Source organism: Cyanobium usitatum str. Tous (genome assembly GCF_963920485.1).
Lineage (GTDB): Bacteria > Cyanobacteriota > Cyanobacteriia > PCC-6307 > Cyanobiaceae > Cyanobium_A > Cyanobium_A usitatum_A.
This window is the reverse complement of sequence record NZ_OY986431.1, coordinates 1,808,166-1,826,352: the sequence shown is the minus strand read 5'-3', so window position 1 is coordinate 1,826,352 and position 18,187 is coordinate 1,808,166. Positions and strand designations below refer to the sequence as shown.

The 18,187-nt window shown below is 61.2% G+C and carries 23 protein-coding genes; 7 read left to right on the top strand and 16 right to left on the bottom strand.

Annotation, left to right across the window (positions count from 1 at the left end):
- Nucleotides 1-157: 157 nt before the first annotated feature.
- The 3 genes from U9970_RS09825 to rseP form a co-directional block, all read right to left on the bottom strand.
- Nucleotides 158-2,284 (bottom strand): polyribonucleotide nucleotidyltransferase, encoded by a 2,127-nt coding sequence (locus U9970_RS09825; RefSeq protein WP_322764078.1) that lies wholly within the window; start codon nt 2,282-2,284, stop codon nt 158-160.
- Nucleotides 2,285-2,427: 143 nt separating this feature from the next.
- Complete coding sequence (gene rpsN / locus U9970_RS09820) at nt 2,428-2,730, bottom strand: 30S ribosomal protein S14 (protein WP_254935806.1); 303 nt, start codon at nt 2,728-2,730, stop codon at nt 2,428-2,430.
- A gap of 56 nt (nt 2,731-2,786) precedes the next feature.
- Nucleotides 2,787-3,875 (bottom strand): RIP metalloprotease RseP, encoded by a 1,089-nt coding sequence (gene rseP, locus U9970_RS09815; RefSeq protein ID WP_322764077.1) that lies wholly within the window; start codon nt 3,873-3,875, stop codon nt 2,787-2,789.
- A gap of 280 nt (nt 3,876-4,155) precedes the next feature.
- On the opposite strand from rseP, the gene U9970_RS09810 reads away from it, so the two are divergent.
- The 4 genes from U9970_RS09810 (at nt 4,156) to U9970_RS09795 (ending at nt 6,330) form a co-directional block, all read left to right on the top strand.
- Entirely contained in the window at nt 4,156-4,833 is a 678-nt protein-coding gene (locus U9970_RS09810) for a hypothetical protein (protein WP_322764076.1), read from the top strand.
- Nucleotides 4,834-5,120: 287 nt separating this feature from the next.
- Nucleotides 5,121-5,360, top strand: a complete 240-nt coding sequence (locus U9970_RS09805) for an AbrB/MazE/SpoVT family DNA-binding domain-containing protein (protein ID WP_322764075.1) — start codon at nt 5,121-5,123, stop codon at nt 5,358-5,360.
- Entirely contained in the window at nt 5,348-5,689 is a 342-nt protein-coding gene (locus U9970_RS09800) for a type II toxin-antitoxin system PemK/MazF family toxin (RefSeq protein WP_322764074.1), read from the top strand. The genes U9970_RS09805 and U9970_RS09800 overlap by 13 nt, the downstream gene beginning before the upstream one ends.
- Nucleotides 5,690-6,039: 350 nt before the next feature.
- Nucleotides 6,040-6,330 carry a nucleotidyltransferase family protein gene (locus U9970_RS09795; protein WP_322764073.1) on the top strand — a complete coding sequence of 97 codons (291 nt, stop codon included), beginning with the start codon at nt 6,040-6,042 and terminating at the stop codon, nt 6,328-6,330.
- Nucleotides 6,331-6,398: 68 nt separating this feature from the next.
- Here the strand turns inward: U9970_RS09795 and U9970_RS09790 are convergent, their stop codons facing one another.
- From U9970_RS09790 to U9970_RS09780, 3 genes are all read right to left on the bottom strand, one after another.
- A complete protein-coding gene (locus U9970_RS09790; protein WP_322764072.1) occupies nt 6,399-6,638 on the bottom strand; it encodes a hypothetical protein in 240 nt (79 codons plus the stop codon).
- A 35-nt stretch (nt 6,639-6,673) separates the two neighbouring features.
- Nucleotides 6,674-6,802: a hypothetical protein gene (locus U9970_RS09785; protein ID WP_322764071.1), complete on the bottom strand. Its 129-nt coding sequence runs from the start codon at nt 6,800-6,802 to the stop codon at nt 6,674-6,676.
- A 93-nt stretch (nt 6,803-6,895) separates the two neighbouring features.
- On the bottom strand, nt 6,896-7,054 hold the full coding sequence (locus U9970_RS09780; RefSeq protein WP_322764070.1) for a hypothetical protein: 159 nt from the start codon (nt 7,052-7,054) through the stop codon (nt 6,896-6,898).
- Here U9970_RS09780 and U9970_RS09775 point away from each other — a divergent pair.
- Together U9970_RS09775 and U9970_RS09770 are read left to right on the top strand one after the other, a co-directional pair.
- Nucleotides 7,053-7,298: a FitA-like ribbon-helix-helix domain-containing protein gene (locus U9970_RS09775; RefSeq protein ID WP_322764069.1), complete on the top strand. Its 246-nt coding sequence runs from the start codon at nt 7,053-7,055 to the stop codon at nt 7,296-7,298. The genes U9970_RS09780 and U9970_RS09775 overlap by 2 nt on opposite strands.
- Nucleotides 7,295-7,696, top strand: coding sequence for a type II toxin-antitoxin system VapC family toxin (locus U9970_RS09770; protein WP_322764068.1), 402 nt, complete (start codon nt 7,295-7,297; stop codon nt 7,694-7,696). The genes U9970_RS09775 and U9970_RS09770 overlap by 4 nt, the downstream gene beginning before the upstream one ends.
- Before the next feature lie 23 nt (nt 7,697-7,719).
- Here the strand turns inward: U9970_RS09770 and serS are convergent, their stop codons facing one another.
- The 8 genes from serS to U9970_RS09730 all read right to left on the bottom strand — a co-directional run bounded on the left by serS (nt 7,720) and on the right by U9970_RS09730 (nt 15,298).
- Nucleotides 7,720-8,997 (bottom strand): serine--tRNA ligase, encoded by a 1,278-nt coding sequence (serS, locus tag U9970_RS09765; RefSeq protein WP_322764067.1) that lies wholly within the window; start codon nt 8,995-8,997, stop codon nt 7,720-7,722.
- A 56-nt stretch (nt 8,998-9,053) separates the two neighbouring features.
- The gene (locus U9970_RS09760) at nt 9,054-9,230 is read right to left on the bottom strand and encodes a NifU family protein (protein ID WP_254996740.1); all 177 of its coding nucleotides are present in this window, start codon (nt 9,228-9,230) and stop codon (nt 9,054-9,056) included.
- A gap of 9 nt (nt 9,231-9,239) precedes the next feature.
- The gene (locus U9970_RS09755) at nt 9,240-9,893 is read right to left on the bottom strand and encodes a prepilin-type N-terminal cleavage/methylation domain-containing protein (RefSeq protein ID WP_322764066.1); all 654 of its coding nucleotides are present in this window, start codon (nt 9,891-9,893) and stop codon (nt 9,240-9,242) included.
- Nucleotides 9,894-9,897: 4 nt separating this feature from the next.
- On the bottom strand, nt 9,898-10,461 hold the full coding sequence (locus U9970_RS09750; protein WP_254996742.1) for a prepilin-type N-terminal cleavage/methylation domain-containing protein: 564 nt from the start codon (nt 10,459-10,461) through the stop codon (nt 9,898-9,900).
- The gene (locus U9970_RS09745) at nt 10,458-11,108 is read right to left on the bottom strand and encodes a type IV pilus modification PilV family protein (protein ID WP_322764065.1); all 651 of its coding nucleotides are present in this window, start codon (nt 11,106-11,108) and stop codon (nt 10,458-10,460) included. Before U9970_RS09745 ends, U9970_RS09750 begins: the two co-directional genes overlap by 4 nt.
- The gene (locus U9970_RS09740) at nt 11,105-13,858 is read right to left on the bottom strand and encodes a hypothetical protein (RefSeq protein WP_322764064.1); all 2,754 of its coding nucleotides are present in this window, start codon (nt 13,856-13,858) and stop codon (nt 11,105-11,107) included. Before U9970_RS09740 ends, U9970_RS09745 begins: the two co-directional genes overlap by 4 nt.
- Nucleotides 13,859-14,501: 643 nt before the next feature.
- The gene (locus tag U9970_RS09735; protein WP_254996747.1) at nt 14,502-14,774 is read right to left on the bottom strand and encodes a NifU family protein; all 273 of its coding nucleotides are present in this window, start codon (nt 14,772-14,774) and stop codon (nt 14,502-14,504) included.
- A gap of 53 nt (nt 14,775-14,827) precedes the next feature.
- Nucleotides 14,828-15,298: a hypothetical protein gene (locus U9970_RS09730; RefSeq protein ID WP_322764063.1), complete on the bottom strand. Its 471-nt coding sequence runs from the start codon at nt 15,296-15,298 to the stop codon at nt 14,828-14,830.
- Nucleotides 15,299-15,593: 295 nt separating this feature from the next.
- Between U9970_RS09730 and lepA the strand changes: the two genes are divergently transcribed.
- Nucleotides 15,594-17,402: a translation elongation factor 4 gene (gene lepA, locus U9970_RS09725; protein ID WP_322764062.1), complete on the top strand. Its 1,809-nt coding sequence runs from the start codon at nt 15,594-15,596 to the stop codon at nt 17,400-17,402.
- Between the two features lie 72 nt (nt 17,403-17,474).
- Here lepA and U9970_RS09720 read toward each other — a convergent pair whose 3' ends face one another.
- Both U9970_RS09720 and U9970_RS09715 read right to left on the bottom strand, forming a co-directional pair.
- Nucleotides 17,475-17,861 carry a DUF4351 domain-containing protein gene (locus U9970_RS09720; RefSeq protein ID WP_322764061.1) on the bottom strand — a complete coding sequence of 129 codons (387 nt, stop codon included), beginning with the start codon at nt 17,859-17,861 and terminating at the stop codon, nt 17,475-17,477.
- A gap of 126 nt (nt 17,862-17,987) precedes the next feature.
- Nucleotides 17,988-18,173: a DUF2887 domain-containing protein gene (locus tag U9970_RS09715; RefSeq protein WP_322764060.1), complete on the bottom strand. Its 186-nt coding sequence runs from the start codon at nt 18,171-18,173 to the stop codon at nt 17,988-17,990.
- Nucleotides 18,174-18,187 lie beyond the last annotated feature (14 nt).

Sequence of the window (18,187 nt, the reverse complement as noted above, 5' to 3'; positions counted from 1 at the left end):
AATGTTGTTGGTCCCTCCCCGGTCTTCAGTTGTTAGTTGGCGCTACGGCCAGCTCACTCATAGCGTTGATATCCAATAAAAAGCCGGTCCCGCAGGGCCGGCTTTAGGTGCTTGGGGGCAAATTTTGAAAGGGCCACTTAGCAGCCCTTCCTTGCAATCACTCCGGTGCAGGGGCTTCGCTTTGGGGCACGCCGCGCAGGGTGAGGTTGATACGTCCGCGGTTGTCGATTTCGCGCACCCGCACGGTGACCGGATCGCCAACGTTCACTACATCTTCCACCTTTTCCACCCGGGATTCCGAGAGCTGGGAGATGTGGATCATGCCCTCCTTGCCCGGCAGGATCTCAACGAAGGCACCGATCGGGATGACGCGGGTGACGGCACCGCTGAACACCTCTCCCTCGCTGATGCGGCGGGTGAGGCCTTCAATGATGCGCTGGGCCTCCTCGGCTGCAGCGCCATCGTGGCTGGCAATCGTGACGATGCCGCCATCTTCGATGTCGATCTTGGTGTTGGTGCGCTCGGTGATGCCCTTGATCGTGCGGCCGCCGGGGCCGATCACGGTGCCGATCAGCTCCGGATCAATCCGGAAGCTGAGCAGGCGCGGGGCGTGGGGCGACATGGTGTCGCGGGGCTTGTCGATCGCCTCGAGCATTTTCTCGAGGATGTGTAGCCGGGCGGGACGGGCCTGGTTAACGGCTTCAGCCACGGTTTTGATATTCAAACCCGTGATCTTCATGTCCATCTGCAGGGCGGTGATGCCCTTTTCGGTGCCGGCCACCTTGAAGTCCATGTCGCCAAGGAAATCTTCGATGCCTTGGATGTCGGTGAGGATGCGCACCTCCTCGCCCTCCTTGATCAGGCCCATGGCGGCGCCGCTCACTGGTGCCTTGAGGGGCACGCCCGCATCCATCAGAGCGAGGGTGCTGCCGCACACCGAACCCATCGAGGTGGAGCCGTTGGAGCTGAGGCACTCCGACACCACGCGCAGCACGTAGGGGAAGGACTCCTTGTTGGGCAGCACGGGCACAATCGCCCGCTCAGCCAGGGCGCCGTGACCAATTTCGCGGCGGCCGGGGGAGCGCATCGGCTTGGTTTCGCCGGTGGAGTAGGGGGGGAAGTTGTAGTGGTGGAGGTAGTGCTTCTCGGTGGACGGGTTGAGGTCGTCCATTTCCTGGGAGTCGCTCGGGGTGCCGAGGGTGGCGCAGGAGAGCACCTGGGTGAGGCCGCGCTGGAACAACGCTGAGCCGTGCACCCGCTTGGGCAGTACGCCGGCGGCGGCGCTGATCGGCCGCACTTCATCAAGGTTGCGGCCATCGACACGCTTGCCCTCCTGGAGGATTTGGGCGCGCATCAGCTTTTTGGTCAGGTCCTTGTAGCTGTTGCCCAGGGCCTTGCCGCTGGAGGCGGAGCGGATCGGGTCGTCTTCGGCTAGAGCGGCGATCTTCTCGCTTACCTCGGCCTTGATGGCGTCGAGCTTCTCGTCGCGTTCGGTTTTGGTTTGGGAGAACTGCTTGAGCACCTCACCGATGCCACCGGCACATTCCTGTTCAAGGAAGTTGGGCAGGGTGGGGTCGATGACCTGGGGTTCGGGGATCACCTGCTCGATGCCGAGCTCCTTGAGCAGGTTTTGCTGCGCCTTGATCAGTTCGCACACCGCTTCGTAGCCGAAGTCGATCGCTTCGATCACGTCCTGCTCGGGCAGCTGGTTGGCACCGGCTTCCACCATCACCACGCCCTGGGGCGTGCCAGCTACCACCAGATCAAGCTCGCTGCGCTCGATTTCGCGGAAGCTGGGGTTGAGCACGAAGTCGTCGCCGAGCAGACCCACCCGCACGGTGGCCATGGGGCCATAGAAGGGGATGCCGGCCAGCAGGGTTGCCATCGAGGCGCCGGTGACGGCGAGCACATCGGGTGGCACGCGCTCATCGAGCGAGAGGCAGGTGGCCACGATCTGGATGTCGTCGCGCATCCAGCTGGGGAATAGGGGCCGGATCGGCCGATCGATCAGGCGGCAGGTGAGGATCGCCCGCTCAGAGGGACGGCCTTCGCGGCGGAAAAAGCTGCCAGGAATGCGTCCGGCGGCGTAGAGACGCTCTTCGTAATCGCAGGTTAGGGGCAGAAAATCGATGCCTGGGCGACCGCCGGAGCGGGTGGCGGTGACCAAAACCGAGGTATCACCACACTCAACCATCACCGAGCCCCCAGCCTGGGGGGCGAACCGACCGGTGGTCAGCCGGATCTCCCGACCATCGAAGGAGATCGACTGAGTTTGTCCTTGCACGTGCGCTTATGTCCTGTTGTTGTCAGGGACCATTCTCGCATTTAGGCAGTTACTACTGGGGCATCCTTCGCTTTTTATCGCGTTTATGGGCTTGCTTGGCCATAAAAAAAGCGCCCGTAGGCGCCTTTGGAATCTTTAGCTGATTACCAGGAAGACTTGACCACTCCAGGCAGCTCACCCTTGTGGGCGCGCTCGCGGAGCTGGTTGCGGCACAGGCCGAAATCGCGGTAGTAGCCGCGGGGCTTGCCGGTGGCCCAGCAGCGGTTGCGCACGCGGTTGGGGGCGCTGTTGCGGGGCAGCAGCTGGATTTTGCGGTGGATTTCCAGACGCTCCATTGGATCTGCAGCGGCGTCGAAGGCTGCCTTGAGGGCAGAGCGCTTGGCGGCAAAACGCTCAACCATCTTCTTGCGCTTGACATCGCGCGCAATCATCGACTTCTTCGCCATGCGGCCTGAACTGCGATCGGTTAAGTGCTTTCGAGCTTACCTTGCGGTGGTGAGGCTCAGCGCCCAAGCAGCTGCTGCACGACCGGCAGCTGGGAGGTGTCCTTGACGATCAGCACCACGCTTAAGCCCACCAGGAAGACAAAGCCCGACTGCATGAAGGCCATCTGAAAGCGCTCGGGCAGGGGCTTACCCCGCAGGCCCTCGAGCAGCAGAAACACAAACTGACCGCCATCGAGCAGGGGCAGCGGCAGGGCATTGAGCACCGCCAGGTTGATCGAGATCAAGGCGGTGAAGATGAACAGGCTGCTGCCGCCCTGCTTGGCCAGCGACGCCCCCATCTCCACAATTTTTACGGGGCCAGACACCTGGCCGGCGGTCTCGCCGAAGTGGGTGGCGAGGGTCACGAACCCTTCCACGGTGCGAGTGGTGAGGGCGGCGAAGTCGTGGTTGGCCTGGCGGAAGGGCTCCAGGGGCGTGCGGGCGGGGCGGAAGGCCTCGGTGCCATTGGGTTGCAGCTGGGCGCCGATGCGGCCAACGCCGCCGAGGTCGGCGGGGGTGAGCTGGAGGGGCAGGGTTTGGCCGTTGCGCTCGGCTTCCAGGCGCAGGGTTTGATCGGGGGCGGCCTTGATGCGCTCCACCAAGGCGGCAACGGCGCTTTGGCCGCCGCCAAGATCGCTGCCATTGAGGCTCAAGATGCGATCGCCCGGCTGCAGGCCGGCAGCTGCGGCGGCTAGGCCAGGTTGGACGCCACTCACCAGCACGCCGGGGCTGGCGCTGAAACCAGCTGGGATGCCAAGCACCAGGCCCTGGCCGAGCAGCACCGCATAGGCGAGCAGCATGTTGGCCAGCACCCCGGCGGCGATCACCAGGGCCCGCTGGGGAAGGGGCCGGTTGCTGAGCAGGTCCGGGTCGTTTTTGGGGATGGGGCTGTCTTCATCGTCATCGGGAAAGGCCACGAAGCCGCCCAGGGGAATGGCCCGCAGGGCGAATTGCACACCGCGGCGCTGGCGCTCGAACAGCACTGGCCCAAAGCCGATCGAAAAGCTGCTGACGCGAATCCCCTGCCAGGTGGCGGCAAAGAAGTGCCCCGCCTCATGCACCACGATCAGCCCCGCCAGGATCGCCAGTGCTGTGAGAACGCCCATCCAGGCCCCGCTATTAATGCGTCCATTGTGCCGGGTTTGTTTGGGTGGAGGGGGCGGTATGCACGCTTTGGCGCTGAACTAAGTCTTGGCTAAGTCCAGTCAGCGCGACCCTTAAGATCCCGCCTCAGCAGTAGTTGTTTTTACCCATATGAGTCGCTTCTTGAGTGCCCTGATCTGCGCGACCCTGCTGCAACTGCCCGCAGCAGCAGAGCCCGCACCAGCAGAGCAAGAAGCCCAAACCTAGGCACTGGCGGCAGAGGCCCAGAACCCTGTCTCAAATTTGATCAGCGTTCCGTTTCAGTACAACCTCACCCCGGGCATTGGGCCCAATGAAAACAAAACCCAGAGCCTGCTGAATATTCAGCCAGTGGTGCCGTTTTCGCTCAGCCCAGATCTCACTTTGGTGACTCGCACGATTCTGCCGGTGCTTAGCCAGCCCACGGCGACGGGCAATCAAAATGGCATAGGCGATCTCAACCCCACCTTCTTCTTTGTGCCCAAGGGCAGGGGCGCTTGGACCTTTGGTTTTGGTCCCACTTTGGTATTGCCAACCGCTAGCGATAGCAGCCTGGGCCGGGGCAAGTGGTCTGCGGGGCCGGCGGCGGTGGCGGTGTACAGCAAGGGCCCCTGGGTGGCTGGGGCACTGGTGAACAACATCTGGTCTTTTGCGGGCGATAGCGATCGCAGCTCGGTGAGCGCCTTTTTGCTGCAGCCCTTCATTAACTACAACCTGCGCCAGGGCTGGTATCTGGTGACCGCGCCGATCGTCACCGCCAACTGGCGGGCGGCTAGTGGTGACCAGTGGATTCTGCCGGTGGGCGGCGGTGTGGGTCGCTTGTTTCGCATCGGTACGCAACCGATCAATGCCTCGCTGCAGGCCTACGCCAATGTGGTGAAGCCCGACATTTTTGGTGATGTCACGATTCGGGCTCAGATTCAGTTTTTGTTTCCTAAGTAGCTGAGGCGGCATCGCTCACGGGCACAGGGGGCGCCAGGCACTTTTTGGAGCTGAACTAAGTCTTGGCTAAGTCCACTCGCTGCAGCCGTGTGTTCCCCGCCGAACCCGAGCTGTGGTAGCAGAAGTGCAACCCAACCCATTTGCTGTGAACCAGTTAATGGAAGCGGCTTGATGGGGGGGGGGGGATCTGTGACCAGTGCAAGAAGAAATTGGCCGAACTAGATCGCTACAAGATCAAGCTTGCTCAGAACGTGGTTACAATGTGATTACGTCTTGGGGTGTGCGAGGTGAGGGCCAAGTTGGTGCGGATTGGCAATTCCCGCGGGCTGCGCTTGAGCAAGCCGGTGCTGCAGCAGGCGGGCCTGGAAGAGGAGGTGGAACTCACGGTTGAGCCTGGCCTTCTCTCGATCAGGCCGATTGTCTTGCCGCGGCTTGGTTGGGAGGACTCGGCCGCATCCAGGTCCCCTGAAGGGTTGCTGGATGAGCCCACCTCCACCAGCTTTGATGATAGGGAGTGGACTTGGTGAGCCAGGAGCCCGTGCACCGTGGGGAGGTGTACTTGGTGGCGCTGAATCCCACCCGCGGCCAGGAGATCCGCAAGACTCGGCCGTGTGTGGTGGTGTCGCCCGATGAACTCAATGGCCACCTGGGCACCTTCATCGTGGCGCCACTCACCTCTGGCAGCTTTGACTACGTGTTTCGGGTGCCCTGCCGCTTTGAGGGCCGATCGGGCCACGTGGTGCCCGATCAGTTGCGAACCGTGGATCGCGAGCGGTTGCTCAAACGGCTGGGGAGTTTGGAGGCGGAGACCCTGGCCCGAGTGCTGGATGTGCTTCAGCAGATGTTTGCCGCTTAACGGGGTGGCTGGCCCTTAAGCCCCATCACTAGGCCGGCAAAAACCGGATTAGAAGCTCCGCATTTACCGCATTAAGATGCCGGTTTTTCCCGCATCAGTGAGCCTGAGAGCCTGCTTATAGCCCCCGGATCGTGAATGGCGAACTGCGGGAGCTGTTGGGATCTGCAGGTGCTGTGGTGATCGAAGGGGGTGGTGCCGGTCGGTGCCCTTGGGCCGTAGCGGATGGCGCCGCAGAGCAGGGTGGGTGCTCAGGTGTTGGCTTTGTCCATCGTCCTGCTACTGGGCGGTTGGTGACGGGGAAGCCCGCACTGAGCGGACTCGATACAGTGGCGCCAGGCTCAACAGACCCCATGCAACTCGCTGAGCTCAAGGCGCTTACTCCCCAGCTAGAGGCCCTGCTCGCCCAGTACGGAGCCAGCAACCTGGCGGTATTTGGCTCGGTAGCGCGTGACCAGGCGCGCGCCGGCAGCGATGTCGATCTGCTGGTTGATCTCCCGCAGGGCACCAGTCTGTTGGACCACTCCGCTCTGAAGCTGGAGCTGGAGGATCTGCTGCAACAGAAGGTGGATCTGATTCGCCGCCGCAACCTCAAACCATCTCTGCGCCAGCGGGTGGAAGCGGAAGCCGTCGCCCTGGGATGAAGAGACCGACTATCTCCAGGATGCGGTGGTTCGTTGTCTAGAAGTGATTGGAGAAGCCACCAAGCGACTCAACCAGGACTTCCGCGATCTCCATCCTCAGCCAGCAGCTTGGCAAGACCGCTTTGGTTGCGGATGTCGACGCAGAGCAGGGTGGGGCCCATGAACTCCAGGGTGTACCCATCCCCTTCCAGCACCAGATCGGGTATGCCCCGCAGGCTGGGGTGGCGAAACAGGATGGCGTCGCTGTCGGCATCCACGAGACGCTCCATCCTTTCCAGTTGGGTGCTCAGGTGTTGGGTTTGATCCATCGTCACTCCAGACCAAGTTCTTGGCGCACAAGCTCTCAGCTGAGGGTCTCTTCAGGGTGGTGCTGATGCCAGCTCCAGCGTCGTTCCATCTCCGTGATCAGGGCTGGGGTTACAGCCAAGGCTTGTTCCTGCTCCGCGTGATCAAGGCTTTGCGACAAGCCCATGGCGAACTCCAAACGCTCGGTTGCGTGTAGGGCCAGCAGGTCGGTGAGGGTTGTGGATCCTTTGGGCAGGCCACATGGCTGGTTGCCATCACGCTAACGAATTTCCACCTTCATCACCCCGTAGCGGGGGTATTGCCAAAATCGCCAAGTCTTTGCCAATACAACCTCCTGGAGGCGATTCAAGATCTGCTTACCGGAAAGGCCCGCTTGGCGCTGTAATAGATGGATCGCCGCCGGATGGCTGGTTGCCATGGCTAAGACGCTGACTTTGAAAAACCTGCCCGCCGCCCTTCACGCGCGGCTTGAGGCTGCCGCCAAGCAGCACCGGCGCAGCCTCAACAATGAGGCGATCGTTTGCCTCGAGGCAGGTCTTGGCGTTGCTGTTCCCTCTGCGGAGGAGGAGCTTGCGCAAATCCGGCTCTTGCGCGGCAGTCTCGGGCCCCACGTCTTTGATCCCGATGCGATTGATGCGTTCAAACGGGAAGGCCGCCCGTGATTGTTGTCGACACCAATGTGTTGGCCTATCTGTTGCTTCCTGGTCCCAAGACGGAACTGGCAGAGGCCCTGTTGTTGAAGGATCGCGAATGGGCAGCCCCGCCGCTGTGGCGCAGCGAGTTTCGCAACGTGCTCACCGGCTATCTCCGACGTGATCTCTTGCAACGGTCTGATGCTGTTGCGTTAATGCAGGCGGCAGAAGCGATTCTGTCGGCTCACGACGAATCCGTCAGTTCTGAGCATGTTCTGGAGTTGGTGAGCATCAGCCGCTGCAGTTCCTACGACTGTGAGTTCGTCGCCGCAGCCCGGCAATTGGATGTGCCTCTGGTCACGGAGGATCAGGCCCTTTTGAAGGCCTTCCCAGACTTGGCTGCTTCGTTGCCTGCGTCTGTCTCCTGACCTAACCCTTTCAGCTCCCCCCCTCACCCCCCAGCGATCGTGTCGCCGCCGAAGTAGGGCACAAGGGCGGCGGGGAGCTTGACGGAGCCATCAGCCTGCTGGCCGGTTTCGAGTAGGGCGGCCATGGTGCGGCCGATGGCGAGGCCGGAGCCGTTGAGGGTGTGGAGCAGGCGGGTGTTTTTGCCGTCTTTGAAGCGGATGGCGGAGCGGCGGGACTGGAAGTCGTTGCACACCGAGCAGCTGGAGATCTCGCGGTAGGAGCCGGCGCCGGGCAGCCACACCTCGAGGTCGTAGGTGCGGGCGGCGGAGAAGCCCATGTCACCGGTGCAGAGCTCGATCTTGCGGTAGGGCAGCTCGAGGGCCTCCAGCACGGCTTCTGCGTCAGCGGTGATCTGCTGGTGGGCAGCGGCGGAGTGGTCGGGATGGCAAAACCAGTAGAGCTCCACCTTGTTGAACTGGTGCAGGCGGATCAGGCCACGGGTGTCGCGGCCGTAGCTGCCGGCTTCGCGGCGGAAGCAGGGGGTGTAGGCGGCGTATTTGAGCGGCAGCTGCTCGGCAGGAAGCACCTCATCGCGGTGCAGGGAGGTGAGGGGCACCTCGGCGGTGGGGGTGAGCCAGAGGTCGTCGTCGGCGCAGCGGAAGCTCTCCTCGGCGAATTTGGGCAGCTGGCCCGAACCCGTGAGACTGGCGGAATTCACCAGGATTGGCGGCATCACCTCCCGGTAGCCCTTGGCGGTGTGCAGATCGAGCATGAAGCTGATCAGGGACCGCTCCAGGCGGGCGCCAGCACCCATCAGGGTGATGAAACGGCTCTGGGCGATGCGCACGGAGCGCTCGGTTTCAAACAGCCCCAGCCGCTCCCCGATCTGCCAGTGCTCCTGCAGTCCGGCTTCGATGCGGGGGCTGCCCCAACGCTTGATTTCGATGTTGTCGGCTTCGCTGCGACCATCGGGCGCCTCGGGCGAGGGCAGGTTGGGCAGGGCCGATAGGGCATCGCGCAGCTGCAGCTCCAGAGCTTTTTCCTGCTCCTCAAGTGCTGCCACCTGCTGCTTGATGGCGTTGCCCTGGTCGCGCAGGGCCTGCACCTCGGGGCTGTTTGGCGCAGATCCGCCTTGAATCAGCTGCCCCACCGCCTTGCCGATGCGGTTGCCCTCGGCTTGAAGATTGCTGCGCTGCTCCTCGAGATCGCGCTCCTGGCGGGCGATTTGCTGCAGTGGAGCGAGGTCTAGCGCCATGCCCCGGCGGGCCAGCTGGGTGGTGATCAGCTCAGGGCTGTCGCGCAGGAGGCGCTGGTCGAGCACGGGGGCGGGGCGGTTGGGGGGAGCCTAAAAGCCAACGGAGTGGTGCCCCGTGGTGCTCAGAGCACCTGCACCACTTCGGCGACTCCCATCTTGAGCGTCATCGTGCTGCTGGGGCAGCCGCCGCAGGCGCCCTGCAGGCGCACCTTCACGATGGGGCCGTCGATTTCCACCACTTCCACGTTCCCGCCGTCGGCCATCAGATAGGGGCGCAGCTCATCGGGGGGGCTGGACATGGATGCAACTCAGTCCACATAAGGGCGAGAGCCGGTGCGCAGGCCGATAGTGCGGGTCACGGGATTGCCGAATCCCTGCGTAGTGGTGAAGGTGTTGGGGGCCACAGGGGTAGCGGTGATGGTCACGGTGGCGGTGTCACAGTCGTTGTTGGGGGTCACGGCGAAGCCGGTGACGCCACGCATCACCAGCTGGTCGTTGGCGGCGGTGTTGGCGGGATCGAGCCGGCCGTTTGCCAGGATCTGGGGGCCAGAGCGGAGGAGCTCGTTGGTCGCCGTGTTGCGGGTGTAAAGGATCACCGCATCGGCGCCGGTGGGAACACTGTTGGCATCCAACAGGGTCACGCGCATGCGCAGTTGGTTTGCTGCTGCGGCGCACACGGGAGCGGCTGCGGCGCAGGCGGCTGGCGCGGCGGTGGTGCCGAACACACAGGCATCCACCGCCTCCGCATCGAGAAGGGTTGAAACACGGTTGAGATCACGCTCAAGCTGCACCTGCCAGAGGTTGGCTTCGAAAAATCGAATGGCTCCCTGAATGCTGCTCCAGATCAGGGGCACGAACAGGGCGCTGATCGCCAGGGCCACCAGCAGTTCCACGAGGGTGAACCCGTGCTGGGATGGGGCCTGGGGCCTGGGGAGCTTCGGGCTGGAGACGGGATTGGTCATTGCGTTACACCCGACCCCACTCGGTGCAGGCACCCGTTGCGGCCGCGTTGTTGCGCCCCACCTCCAGCACCCCGATCAGGCCCACTAGGCGTATGCACCGGAGGGGACGCTCATTGTTCACGTTGATGTTGATCAGCACCTGGCCGTTGGGAAGAGCGGCGTTGGTGGTGGTGGAGAGGGTGCCGCGTGGGGTGAACACAAACTGGGATGGGGTGCCGGTGATAGTGGCGCTGGCGTTGTTGGCGTAGAGGTCCGACAGCGTGAGGATGTTTTGGGAGGCGCAGGCAGCGGGTTCGATCCTGGCCAGCTGGGCTCCGACGGCTACGGTGCCGGTGCTGATGGTCACGGTGCAGAGGGCGCCACCGGCCTGGGCATTGAAGCGGCTGGCATCGCGACTCACCTGATCGAGCCAACCCGTCAGTTCGGTGGTCACAGAGTTGGCGCGCTCGCGCCGGGCGAGGTTCACCAGGGAGTCGGTTCCAATGGCAGCGATCACGCCGAGGATCACCACCGTGATCAACATTTCCGGAAGGCTGAAGCCGCTGCTGGGAGGTCGAGGACGCGTCATGGGCAGAAGCGGGCCATGGGGGGCACCACGCGCGCGACGCGCACGACCGCGTTCCCGCTGTTGGTGTCGGTGTAAGTGACCTGAAGGATGTTCTGATTGCCCAGCTGGTTCTGAACGCTGTTGAGGCGCACGATCGGAGCCCGGGCGCCACCGCCTGTCGTGAGGGCGCCATTGACCGGGATGGTGTTGAACTCGATCAACACGGCATCGCTGATGATTCCGCGCACGGGTTCCCGGCAGAGGGCATCCACGGTTTCCGCCTCACTGCCGGCAGTCAGAGTATCCGAATCAAGTTGAGGGTAGAAATAGCGATCGTCGCGTCGATTGGCGGTGTTGCACGGCTGGGTGAAGGGGGCCGTGTTGTCTGTGGTCACGCCGGCCAAGCCCAGCCTGCACACTCCGGTGCAACAGGTGAGGTCTGCAGCCCGATCCTCAATGGCTGCCAGATCGGCGTCGATGGCGTCGTTGAGTTGGCTGCGTTCACCTGCCCGATTGCGCAGCTGGGAGGAAATATTGAACACGCTGAGTGTGCCGAGCAGGGCAACGGTCACGATCACGCTCACCACCAACGCCTCAACCAGAAAGCCACCCCGTTCCTGGGGATGCAGCTCCCGGAGGCGCCGCTGCACGCGCTGTGGGAAGGTCACCAAAGTCGGGCACTGGTGGTGGCACGGGCGACCCAGTCGACACCGCTCTGGGAGGTGAACTGGGCGGGGTTGGCAACCCCCAGGGCGCCAGCCCCAGCCACCCTGGAATCGGGCAGTCTCAGGTGGAATGCGCCGAAGGGCTTGAAGTTCTTCACCCAGATTCGGCCGTAGAAGCTCCAGTTGTCTTCGTTGTTGGTGTAGAAGCCTGCTGGAACGCTGCCGGCTGCTCCAGAGTCATTGATGGTGAGTTCCACGAACCCCTGGGGTAGATAGAACCACACGCCACCTACCTTGGCGGTTTGTCCAAACGGCGTTGTAATTGAAACGTTCTGTTCCTGGCCGGCTGATCCAGTGTTGCGACCGAAGAAGTTGAGTCGATCAGGCTCGCCAACGGCGGAGAAATTGTAGGTTTGATCATCGATGACGTTGGCGCATTCGGATACGATGGAGGGGCAAAAGACGTGGGTGAATTGGGCGGGTGACTGCGAAAGGAAGATGAAGCGTTCCGGATTTGCCGTATTGGCAATGCCGAATCGCCGGTCGGTTTCGGTGGGTTCGTTATAAACAAAACTCAAGGGGCCGCCGGTGGTGTCGATGAACACGCGACCGCCGTCGAATTGGTTGACGGTGGGACCGATGCAATGGAAGCCCGGCTCGGCCGTGACGGGGGAGCTGCTGCTGAACTGACACCAGGGGCCGCGGAAGATCGGATAGAGGGATTGCGTGCTTGCCGCCGGGGGATTGACGGAACTGATCTCGAGGTCGGTAATTGTGATGTTTTCACCGGTGGCCCATCCGTTTCCATCGCGAAACCGGATGCGAACGTTGGAACCGGAAAATGGAAGCCCTAGGCGGAATGTTGTGCCAGCTGCGTTTGTTGTGATGGCGCTTCCCGGGATGGATGCGGAGGTCAGCGGATAGAAGGTGGTTCCGTTATCAGGCGATGCCTCTATAATTAGCAGATCGTTAGTATCAAAGGCAGCTGATTTTTGCACGGCAAACTCCAGGAATGGCGTCTGCAGTCGCGGCCCTGAAAAGCTGTCGAGGTTGACGTCTCTGAACAATTGGGTATTTGCTTTGGTCGCGTTGCCAAGTATTATTAAATTTGTAGCTGGAGTGTTTGAAAGGTTGTTTGCGCCGAGGAAGACCTGGCTGTCCGTGGCGCTGGCTCCGAGCCCGTAGAAGTTGCTGTTCGGTGCCTCAGAAGCTGTCACATTCAGCCAGGTGTTGGCGGTGCAGTTGTCGGAGCTTGCCGCTGTCTTATCGGTCAAGCAGAGCTCCACCCGCTGCCGGTTGGCCTCATTGTTGGTGCGCAGGCGAAGGGTGGCCTGGCTGTTGGGTCTTGTGCCGTCGCCGTTGTCGGTGCTGAGGCTGGGCCAGATGGCTGCATTGGCCACTTGGTTGGTGGTGGCCGTAGCCAGGGTGATGATGTTTCTTGGTCCCCAGCCTGCGGTCCATCCGAGGACAAAGTCGTTGACGTTGGGAAAGGCCGTCGCTTGGAGAGGCACGATCGGTGAACATGATGCCGATGTGCCGCGGATATCAGATTCAGGACCAGAAAAATATCTGGGAGTGCCTGTTTGCTGGCAGATCAGCTCAGCAGCATCGGGTGCACCAGCACCACGGATGTTGGTGTTGAAGCTGGAATCGTTGCCGCGTGGATCGCCTGATTGGAATGTTTCCGGGCAGTCCCCAGATTCAAGTTTGCCCCGGCCGGGTCGCACCCGGCAGTTACTGCGCTCGAAGAGATCGCCAGGGTTTGCCACCACGCCAAGAATCGGCGAATAGCGCTCCACCGCGCCTGTGATGGGATTCCTCTGGGTGAATTGGTCGTTGGCGAAATACGACCAATGCCAGCCATCGTTGAAGCCTGTAACCACTCCATACTGGAGATTGCACACGCGGCTGTCTGAGCCCAGCGAGCCAGTGGTGCCTGCGTAGTTCATGCCGCCGGAGTTGTTGCTTCCCACCGAGGCGCCGCAGCACTTGGGCAGCACCTCGAATTCGCGGGTTTCTCGGGAGTTGGCTATCACCTGGCCATTGCGCACCACTCGTCCCTCCACCTCCAGCACCACAAAGCCCCTGTTGCTCCCGGGCTGGGCGTTGCCGAGACCATCCGGATCATCGAGGTTCACCAGCTGGTCCCAGCTGGTGACTCCCGCGGGCAGGGTGTCGCCGGTGGCGGCAGCCCCAGGGGTTGCGGTGCGCCGCAGGCCGCGGGGATTGGGGGTGGCGCCGCCGTTTGAGGCGGTGAAACTGATCCGAACCAGCCTGAACTGCCGCCCATCCTGCGTGGCAGTGGCCACTGCTCCGCTCACCACATTGCGCCACTGGCCATCACCCAAATTGATGGCGGCTTGATCGGGAAGTCCGTCATTGTTGGGGCCGGGCCGGGTGTTGGTGGTTGACTCAAAACAGGGGCTTCTGAGGTTGGCTGCGTTCCAGGTGGTGGGGGTCTGGCCCGATACGAGCAGCCGACGGTTCTGGGGCTGGTTCCAGGTGTCGATCATCAGATCCGTGCCCTCGGCCGCAGCCCCTCGCGCCTGGCGGGTGTCGGAGGAGGCAAAAACCCCGCGCAGGTTGCCGCTGCTCAACTGCACGATCGCCGCACCGCTGAGGATCAGCACCAGGGCCGCCACGATTCCCACTGCCACGGTGATTACACCGTGATCTTCGGAGCGCCGACTGGCGACGAGAGCATGCATCAGCACCTTGGCCACTCGCAGGCGTCGGTTCAAGGGGCCAGACATCCTCACTACTCCACTGAAGGATCCCGGCTTCTTCGTTGACTTTGCCAGGGGTGCTGGATTCAGCCTAGGGCTGGGGAAGGTGCCCGCAAACGGCAGTGCTCAGCATGGACACCTTTGTGATGGTTGTTAACGCCTGACTACCCTTTTCGGCTGTAAAGCTTGAAAAAGCACGGGTCGGGGTCTCGTTTGCCATTCATGCGCCAGCGAAGAATGAGATCTTCAACAGATTTGCGGTAGGCCACATAACGACGGATTAGCCATACCCAAGACCCCCTGGCTGATGGCCCACGCCAGAGCCCGCATTTCCTCATCACAGAGCCGCAGGTGCTTGAGCAATTCATTTTCCCAATGCGTCTAGGAAGGTGACGTCTGTGAATCTGTGGTGCTCGGCAGCTGAAGCAAGCGTCAATTGTCCTGGTCAAGGCCGGTTCGACGCATATCGCTCTTTGAGATTGGTACAATCTCAAAGATGATGCCTTCCCAGGAGCCCCTAGTTGACTTGCTAAGTCATAGGTCGCTGGGCAGTCGTAAGCCGGGCTTAATTATATTTTGAGGCTCCAGCAATGGAAGCCCTGGTTGTGCATTTATTGTGGTGAATCGATGGCCAGCGGCTGGAATTGATTGGTATTTCGACTTGGTTGGTTTATATAACTTGAATGACCTCGCTCACCTCGGGAATCGCCTCCCTTAGCTTGCGCTCAATCCCCATCTTGAGCGTCATCGTGCTGCTCGGGCAGCTGCCGCAGGCGCCCTGCAGGCGCACTTTCACGATCGGGCCGTCGATTTCCACCACTTCCACGTTGCCGCCGTCGGCCATTAGGTAGGGGCGCAGCTCATCGAGGGTGCGCTCCACGTTTTCCAGCGTCAGGGCGTGGGGGTCTTGGGCGGGGGCTGCGCTAGTGGTTTCGCTGCTCATTTGGGCCAGCCGGTATGGTGCTGCAGCTTAGGACGGCTGGGCCAGTGCCTGGCTTAGTCCAGGTGGAAATGGGCGAATAGGTTCGCAGCAGGCTCCTGCCGCCCGTTGGTACGCCAGCGAGTTACCAGCTCTTTGAGTCTTTTTTCATAGCGACGGCGCTTCTGCGCGATCCAGCCCAGATACAGCACCCCTGGGATGATGCCTGGGATCAAAAGCAGCAGACCGATCCAGATGTCGCGCCTCTGGTAGCCCTTAGCCGGAAACCTACGGCCACTGCTGATCGCCCAGGTAATCGCCCGGATTTCCTCAGGGAGATTACGTAAATTACGTTTATTTGATTGGTCGTTTGCATAAGGTGTGATCTCCAGCCCTGCATTGCGGGTAATATCTCGCGCAATCTGACGCCGAATACCGATCACCTCCCTTGCCTTAGCCAGGGACACCCGGGCAATCATCTGGCCACTGGCACTCTTCAGCGTGAAGCTGGTGGAACTGATGTGCGACTGCTCCAGGGAGCCATACACGCCATCAGCCAGCTTGCCCTCCTCCCTTGCCACATCCTGGGCTGCGGCAAACAGCAGGTTCAGAGCCTCATCCCGATTCACAAGCCGGCGATCCTCTCGGGCTTGCGGCTTGGGAAGGTGCGACTGATCCATGAATATAGTTTTGCTTGATAACTAATTGGCAATCCTATAGGTTTGTCGATTTCTTTGCGGGTAGTTGGAGGCGATCTCTCGATTGGTAGGCCAGCTGGCCGTTTCGCCCCAGGCTTCCGTCTCCTAGGCTGGCAGGAGCACCCATGAAGCCTCCGCCGGCGCGATGACTGACGTTCCCGTTCAGCGGATCCGTAATTTTTGCATCATCGCCCACATCGACCATGGGAAATCAACCCTGGCCGACCGGCTCCTGCAGGATACGGGCACCGTTGCGGCTCGCGATATGCAGGCGCAGTTTCTCGACAACATGGAGCTGGAGCGCGAACGCGGCATCACCATCAAGCTCCAGCCCGCCCGCATGGAATACACCGCGGCCGATGGCGAGGTCTACATCCTCAACCTGATTGATACCCCTGGGCACGTCGACTTCTCCTACGAAGTAAGCCGTTCATTGCAGGCTTGTGAAGGCGCCCTGCTGGTAGTAGATGCCAGCCAGGGGGTGGAAGCCCAAACCCTGGCCAATGTCTACCTGGCCCTTGAAAACAATCTTGAGATCATTCCTGTTCTCAACAAGATCGATCTGCCTGGTGCTGATGCAGACCGCATCGCTGAAGAAATTGAGGCAATTATCGGGCTCGACTGCTCCAATGCAATCCATTGCTCGGCCAAAACAGGCCTCGGAGTGCCTGCAATCCTCCAGGCTGTGGTGGATCGGGTTCCGGCTCCCGCCGACAAAGTGGCCGAGCCGCTGCGGGCCCTGATATTCGACTCCTACTACGACGCCTACCGGGGCGTGATCGTGTATTTCCGCGTGATCTCCGGCTCGATTAGCAAGCGCGACAAGGTGCTGCTGATGGCCAGCGGCAAGGTGGTGGAACTGGATGAGGTGGGCGTGATGGCGCCCGATCAGCGCCAGGTGGATTCACTCCATGCTGGCGAGGTGGGTTACATGGCCGCCTCGATCAAGGCCGTGGCCGATGCCCGTGTTGGCGACACCATCACGCTGGCATCAAATCCTGCCGCTGAGCCGCTGCCCGGTTACACCGAGGCCAAGCCCATGGTGTTCTGCGGCCTGTTTCCCACCGATGCTGACCAATACCCTGATCTGCGCGAAGCCCTAGACAAGCTCCAGCTCTCTGATGCCGCGCTCAAATATGAGCCGGAAACCAGCAGCGCCATGGGCTTTGGTTTCCGTTGCGGCTTCCTCGGCTTGCTGCACATGGAAATCGTGCAGGAGCGGCTGGAGCGGGAATACAACCTTGATTTGATCGTTACCGCGCCATCGGTGATCTATCAGGTGAACATGCTCGATAACACCATCATGATGGTGGACAATCCAGCCACCCTGCCTGACCCGCAAAAGCGTGAATCCATAGAAGAGCCCTATGTGAAGCTCGAAATTTATACCCCGAATATCTATAACGGCGCCTTGATGGAGCTGTGCCAGGAGCGGCGCGGTGAATTCATCGATATGAAATACATCACCACCGATCGGGTAACCCTCCACTACGAGATGCCGCTGGCTGAGGTGGTTACAGACTTCTTTGACCAGATGAAGTCGCGCACCAAGGGCTATGCCTCAATGGAATACAGCCTGATCGGCTACCGCAAAAATGAGTTGGTGCGCCTTGATGTATTGATAAATGCCGAAAAGGCCGATCCCCTCACCACGATTGTGCATCGCGATAAGGCCTACAACGTGGGTAAGGGTTTGGTGGAGAAACTCAAGGAGCTGATCCCCCGCCAGCAATTCAAGATTCCGATCCAGGCATCGATCGGTAGCCGCATCATTGCCTCCGAAAGCATCAGTGCCATGCGTAAAGATGTGCTTGCCAAATGCTATGGCGGTGACATCTCCCGCAAGAAAAAGTTGCTGCAAAAGCAAGCCAAGGGCAAAAAGCGCATGAAGGCCATGGGCAAAGTCGACGTGCCCCAAGAAGCCTTCATGGCCGTGCTCAAGCTGAACCAGTAGGGCGCTGCTGGTCGCTGGTGGTGACGGGTCTCAAAAATTTTGCCTCCCGAATTCTGTACAGCTGTACGGAAATCAGGAGAGTGCCGCGAACCAGGCGGCCAGGTCGTCCGGCCCCTGAATATCGAGCAGGGCTTCCGCCAGTGCCTCGAGTTGCTCCAGCGGCAGTGCCTCGATCTGGGCAGTGGTGTCGGCGTTCAATGGGCCGCAGCGCCGGCTCAGCAGACGCAGGGTGACGCGGGCTTCGCCGATTGCTTTGCCTCGCGCTTCTCCTTCGGCGAAGCCAATGCCCACGATCTCTTTGTAGATGCGGCTTTGGGTGAAGTCTTCAACGGTGATGCCGCCCATGGCGCATACCTCCGGGATAGATCGGGTTGGAAAGCGTGTCACCAAGATAGCGGCGATCACATCATCGAGCTCCGCTGTCCAGGGAATGCTCTTGGCTGCCGCTTGCTGACGCAACAGCCAGAGATGCGTTGGGCGGCCAGTGCTCAGGCAGCAGTTCCACCCAGCGCACGCGATGCTCCAGAAATTCAGCCACCGGCTCCACTGCCCCAAAATGGAGCTGACGCGACGGGGCGATCACCACTACTCGCCAAGCATTGATGCTGGGCTCCTGTTGCAGAATTGACCGTCGAGTCGATATTCGCGCTCTTTCAGTGCGGGTGCTGAAAAGGTGTAACCGGCGGCATCAGCAGGAAGCCCCTCAACTAGCGAGAGGATCCGGTCGGGATTGTTCTGGAACAGCCAGAAGAACAGCTTGTCGGAGAGCATTTAAGAATCTTGTA

What these genes read in the sequence shown, in the direction of transcription:
- rpsN (WP_254935806.1), bottom strand. Translation starts at nt 2,730, where the DNA reads ATGGCGAAGAAGTCGATGATTGCGCGCGATGTCAAGCGCAAGAAGATG.
- rseP (WP_322764077.1), bottom strand. Translation starts at nt 3,875, where the DNA reads ATGGGCGTTCTCACAGCACTGGCGATCCTGGCGGGGCTGATCGTGGTG.
- U9970_RS09795 (WP_322764073.1), top strand. Translation starts at nt 6,040, where the DNA reads ATGCAACTCGCTGAGCTCAAGGCGCTTACTCCCCAGCTAGAGGCCCTG.
- U9970_RS09790 (WP_322764072.1), bottom strand. Translation starts at nt 6,638, where the DNA reads ATGGATCAAACCCAACACCTGAGCACCCAACTGGAAAGGATGGAGCGT.
- U9970_RS09785 (WP_322764071.1), bottom strand. Translation starts at nt 6,802, where the DNA reads ATGGGCTTGTCGCAAAGCCTTGATCACGCGGAGCAGGAACAAGCCTTG.
- U9970_RS09775 (WP_322764069.1), top strand. Translation starts at nt 7,053, where the DNA reads ATGGCTAAGACGCTGACTTTGAAAAACCTGCCCGCCGCCCTTCACGCG.
- U9970_RS09780 (WP_322764070.1), bottom strand. Translation starts at nt 7,054, where the DNA reads ATGGCAACCAGCCATCCGGCGGCGATCCATCTATTACAGCGCCAAGCG.
- U9970_RS09760 (WP_254996740.1), bottom strand. Translation starts at nt 9,230, where the DNA reads ATGTCCAGCCCCCCCGATGAGCTGCGCCCCTATCTGATGGCCGACGGC.
- U9970_RS09755 (WP_322764066.1), bottom strand. Translation starts at nt 9,893, where the DNA reads ATGACCAATCCCGTCTCCAGCCCGAAGCTCCCCAGGCCCCAGGCCCCA.
- U9970_RS09750 (WP_254996742.1), bottom strand. Translation starts at nt 10,461, where the DNA reads ATGACGCGTCCTCGACCTCCCAGCAGCGGCTTCAGCCTTCCGGAAATG.
- U9970_RS09740 (WP_322764064.1), bottom strand. Translation starts at nt 13,858, where the DNA reads ATGTCTGGCCCCTTGAACCGACGCCTGCGAGTGGCCAAGGTGCTGATG.
- U9970_RS09735 (WP_254996747.1), bottom strand. Translation starts at nt 14,774, where the DNA reads ATGAGCAGCGAAACCACTAGCGCAGCCCCCGCCCAAGACCCCCACGCC.
- lepA (WP_322764062.1), top strand. Translation starts at nt 15,594, where the DNA reads ATGACTGACGTTCCCGTTCAGCGGATCCGTAATTTTTGCATCATCGCC.
- U9970_RS09715 (WP_322764060.1), bottom strand. Translation starts at nt 18,173, where the DNA reads ATGCTCTCCGACAAGCTGTTCTTCTGGCTGTTCCAGAACAATCCCGAC.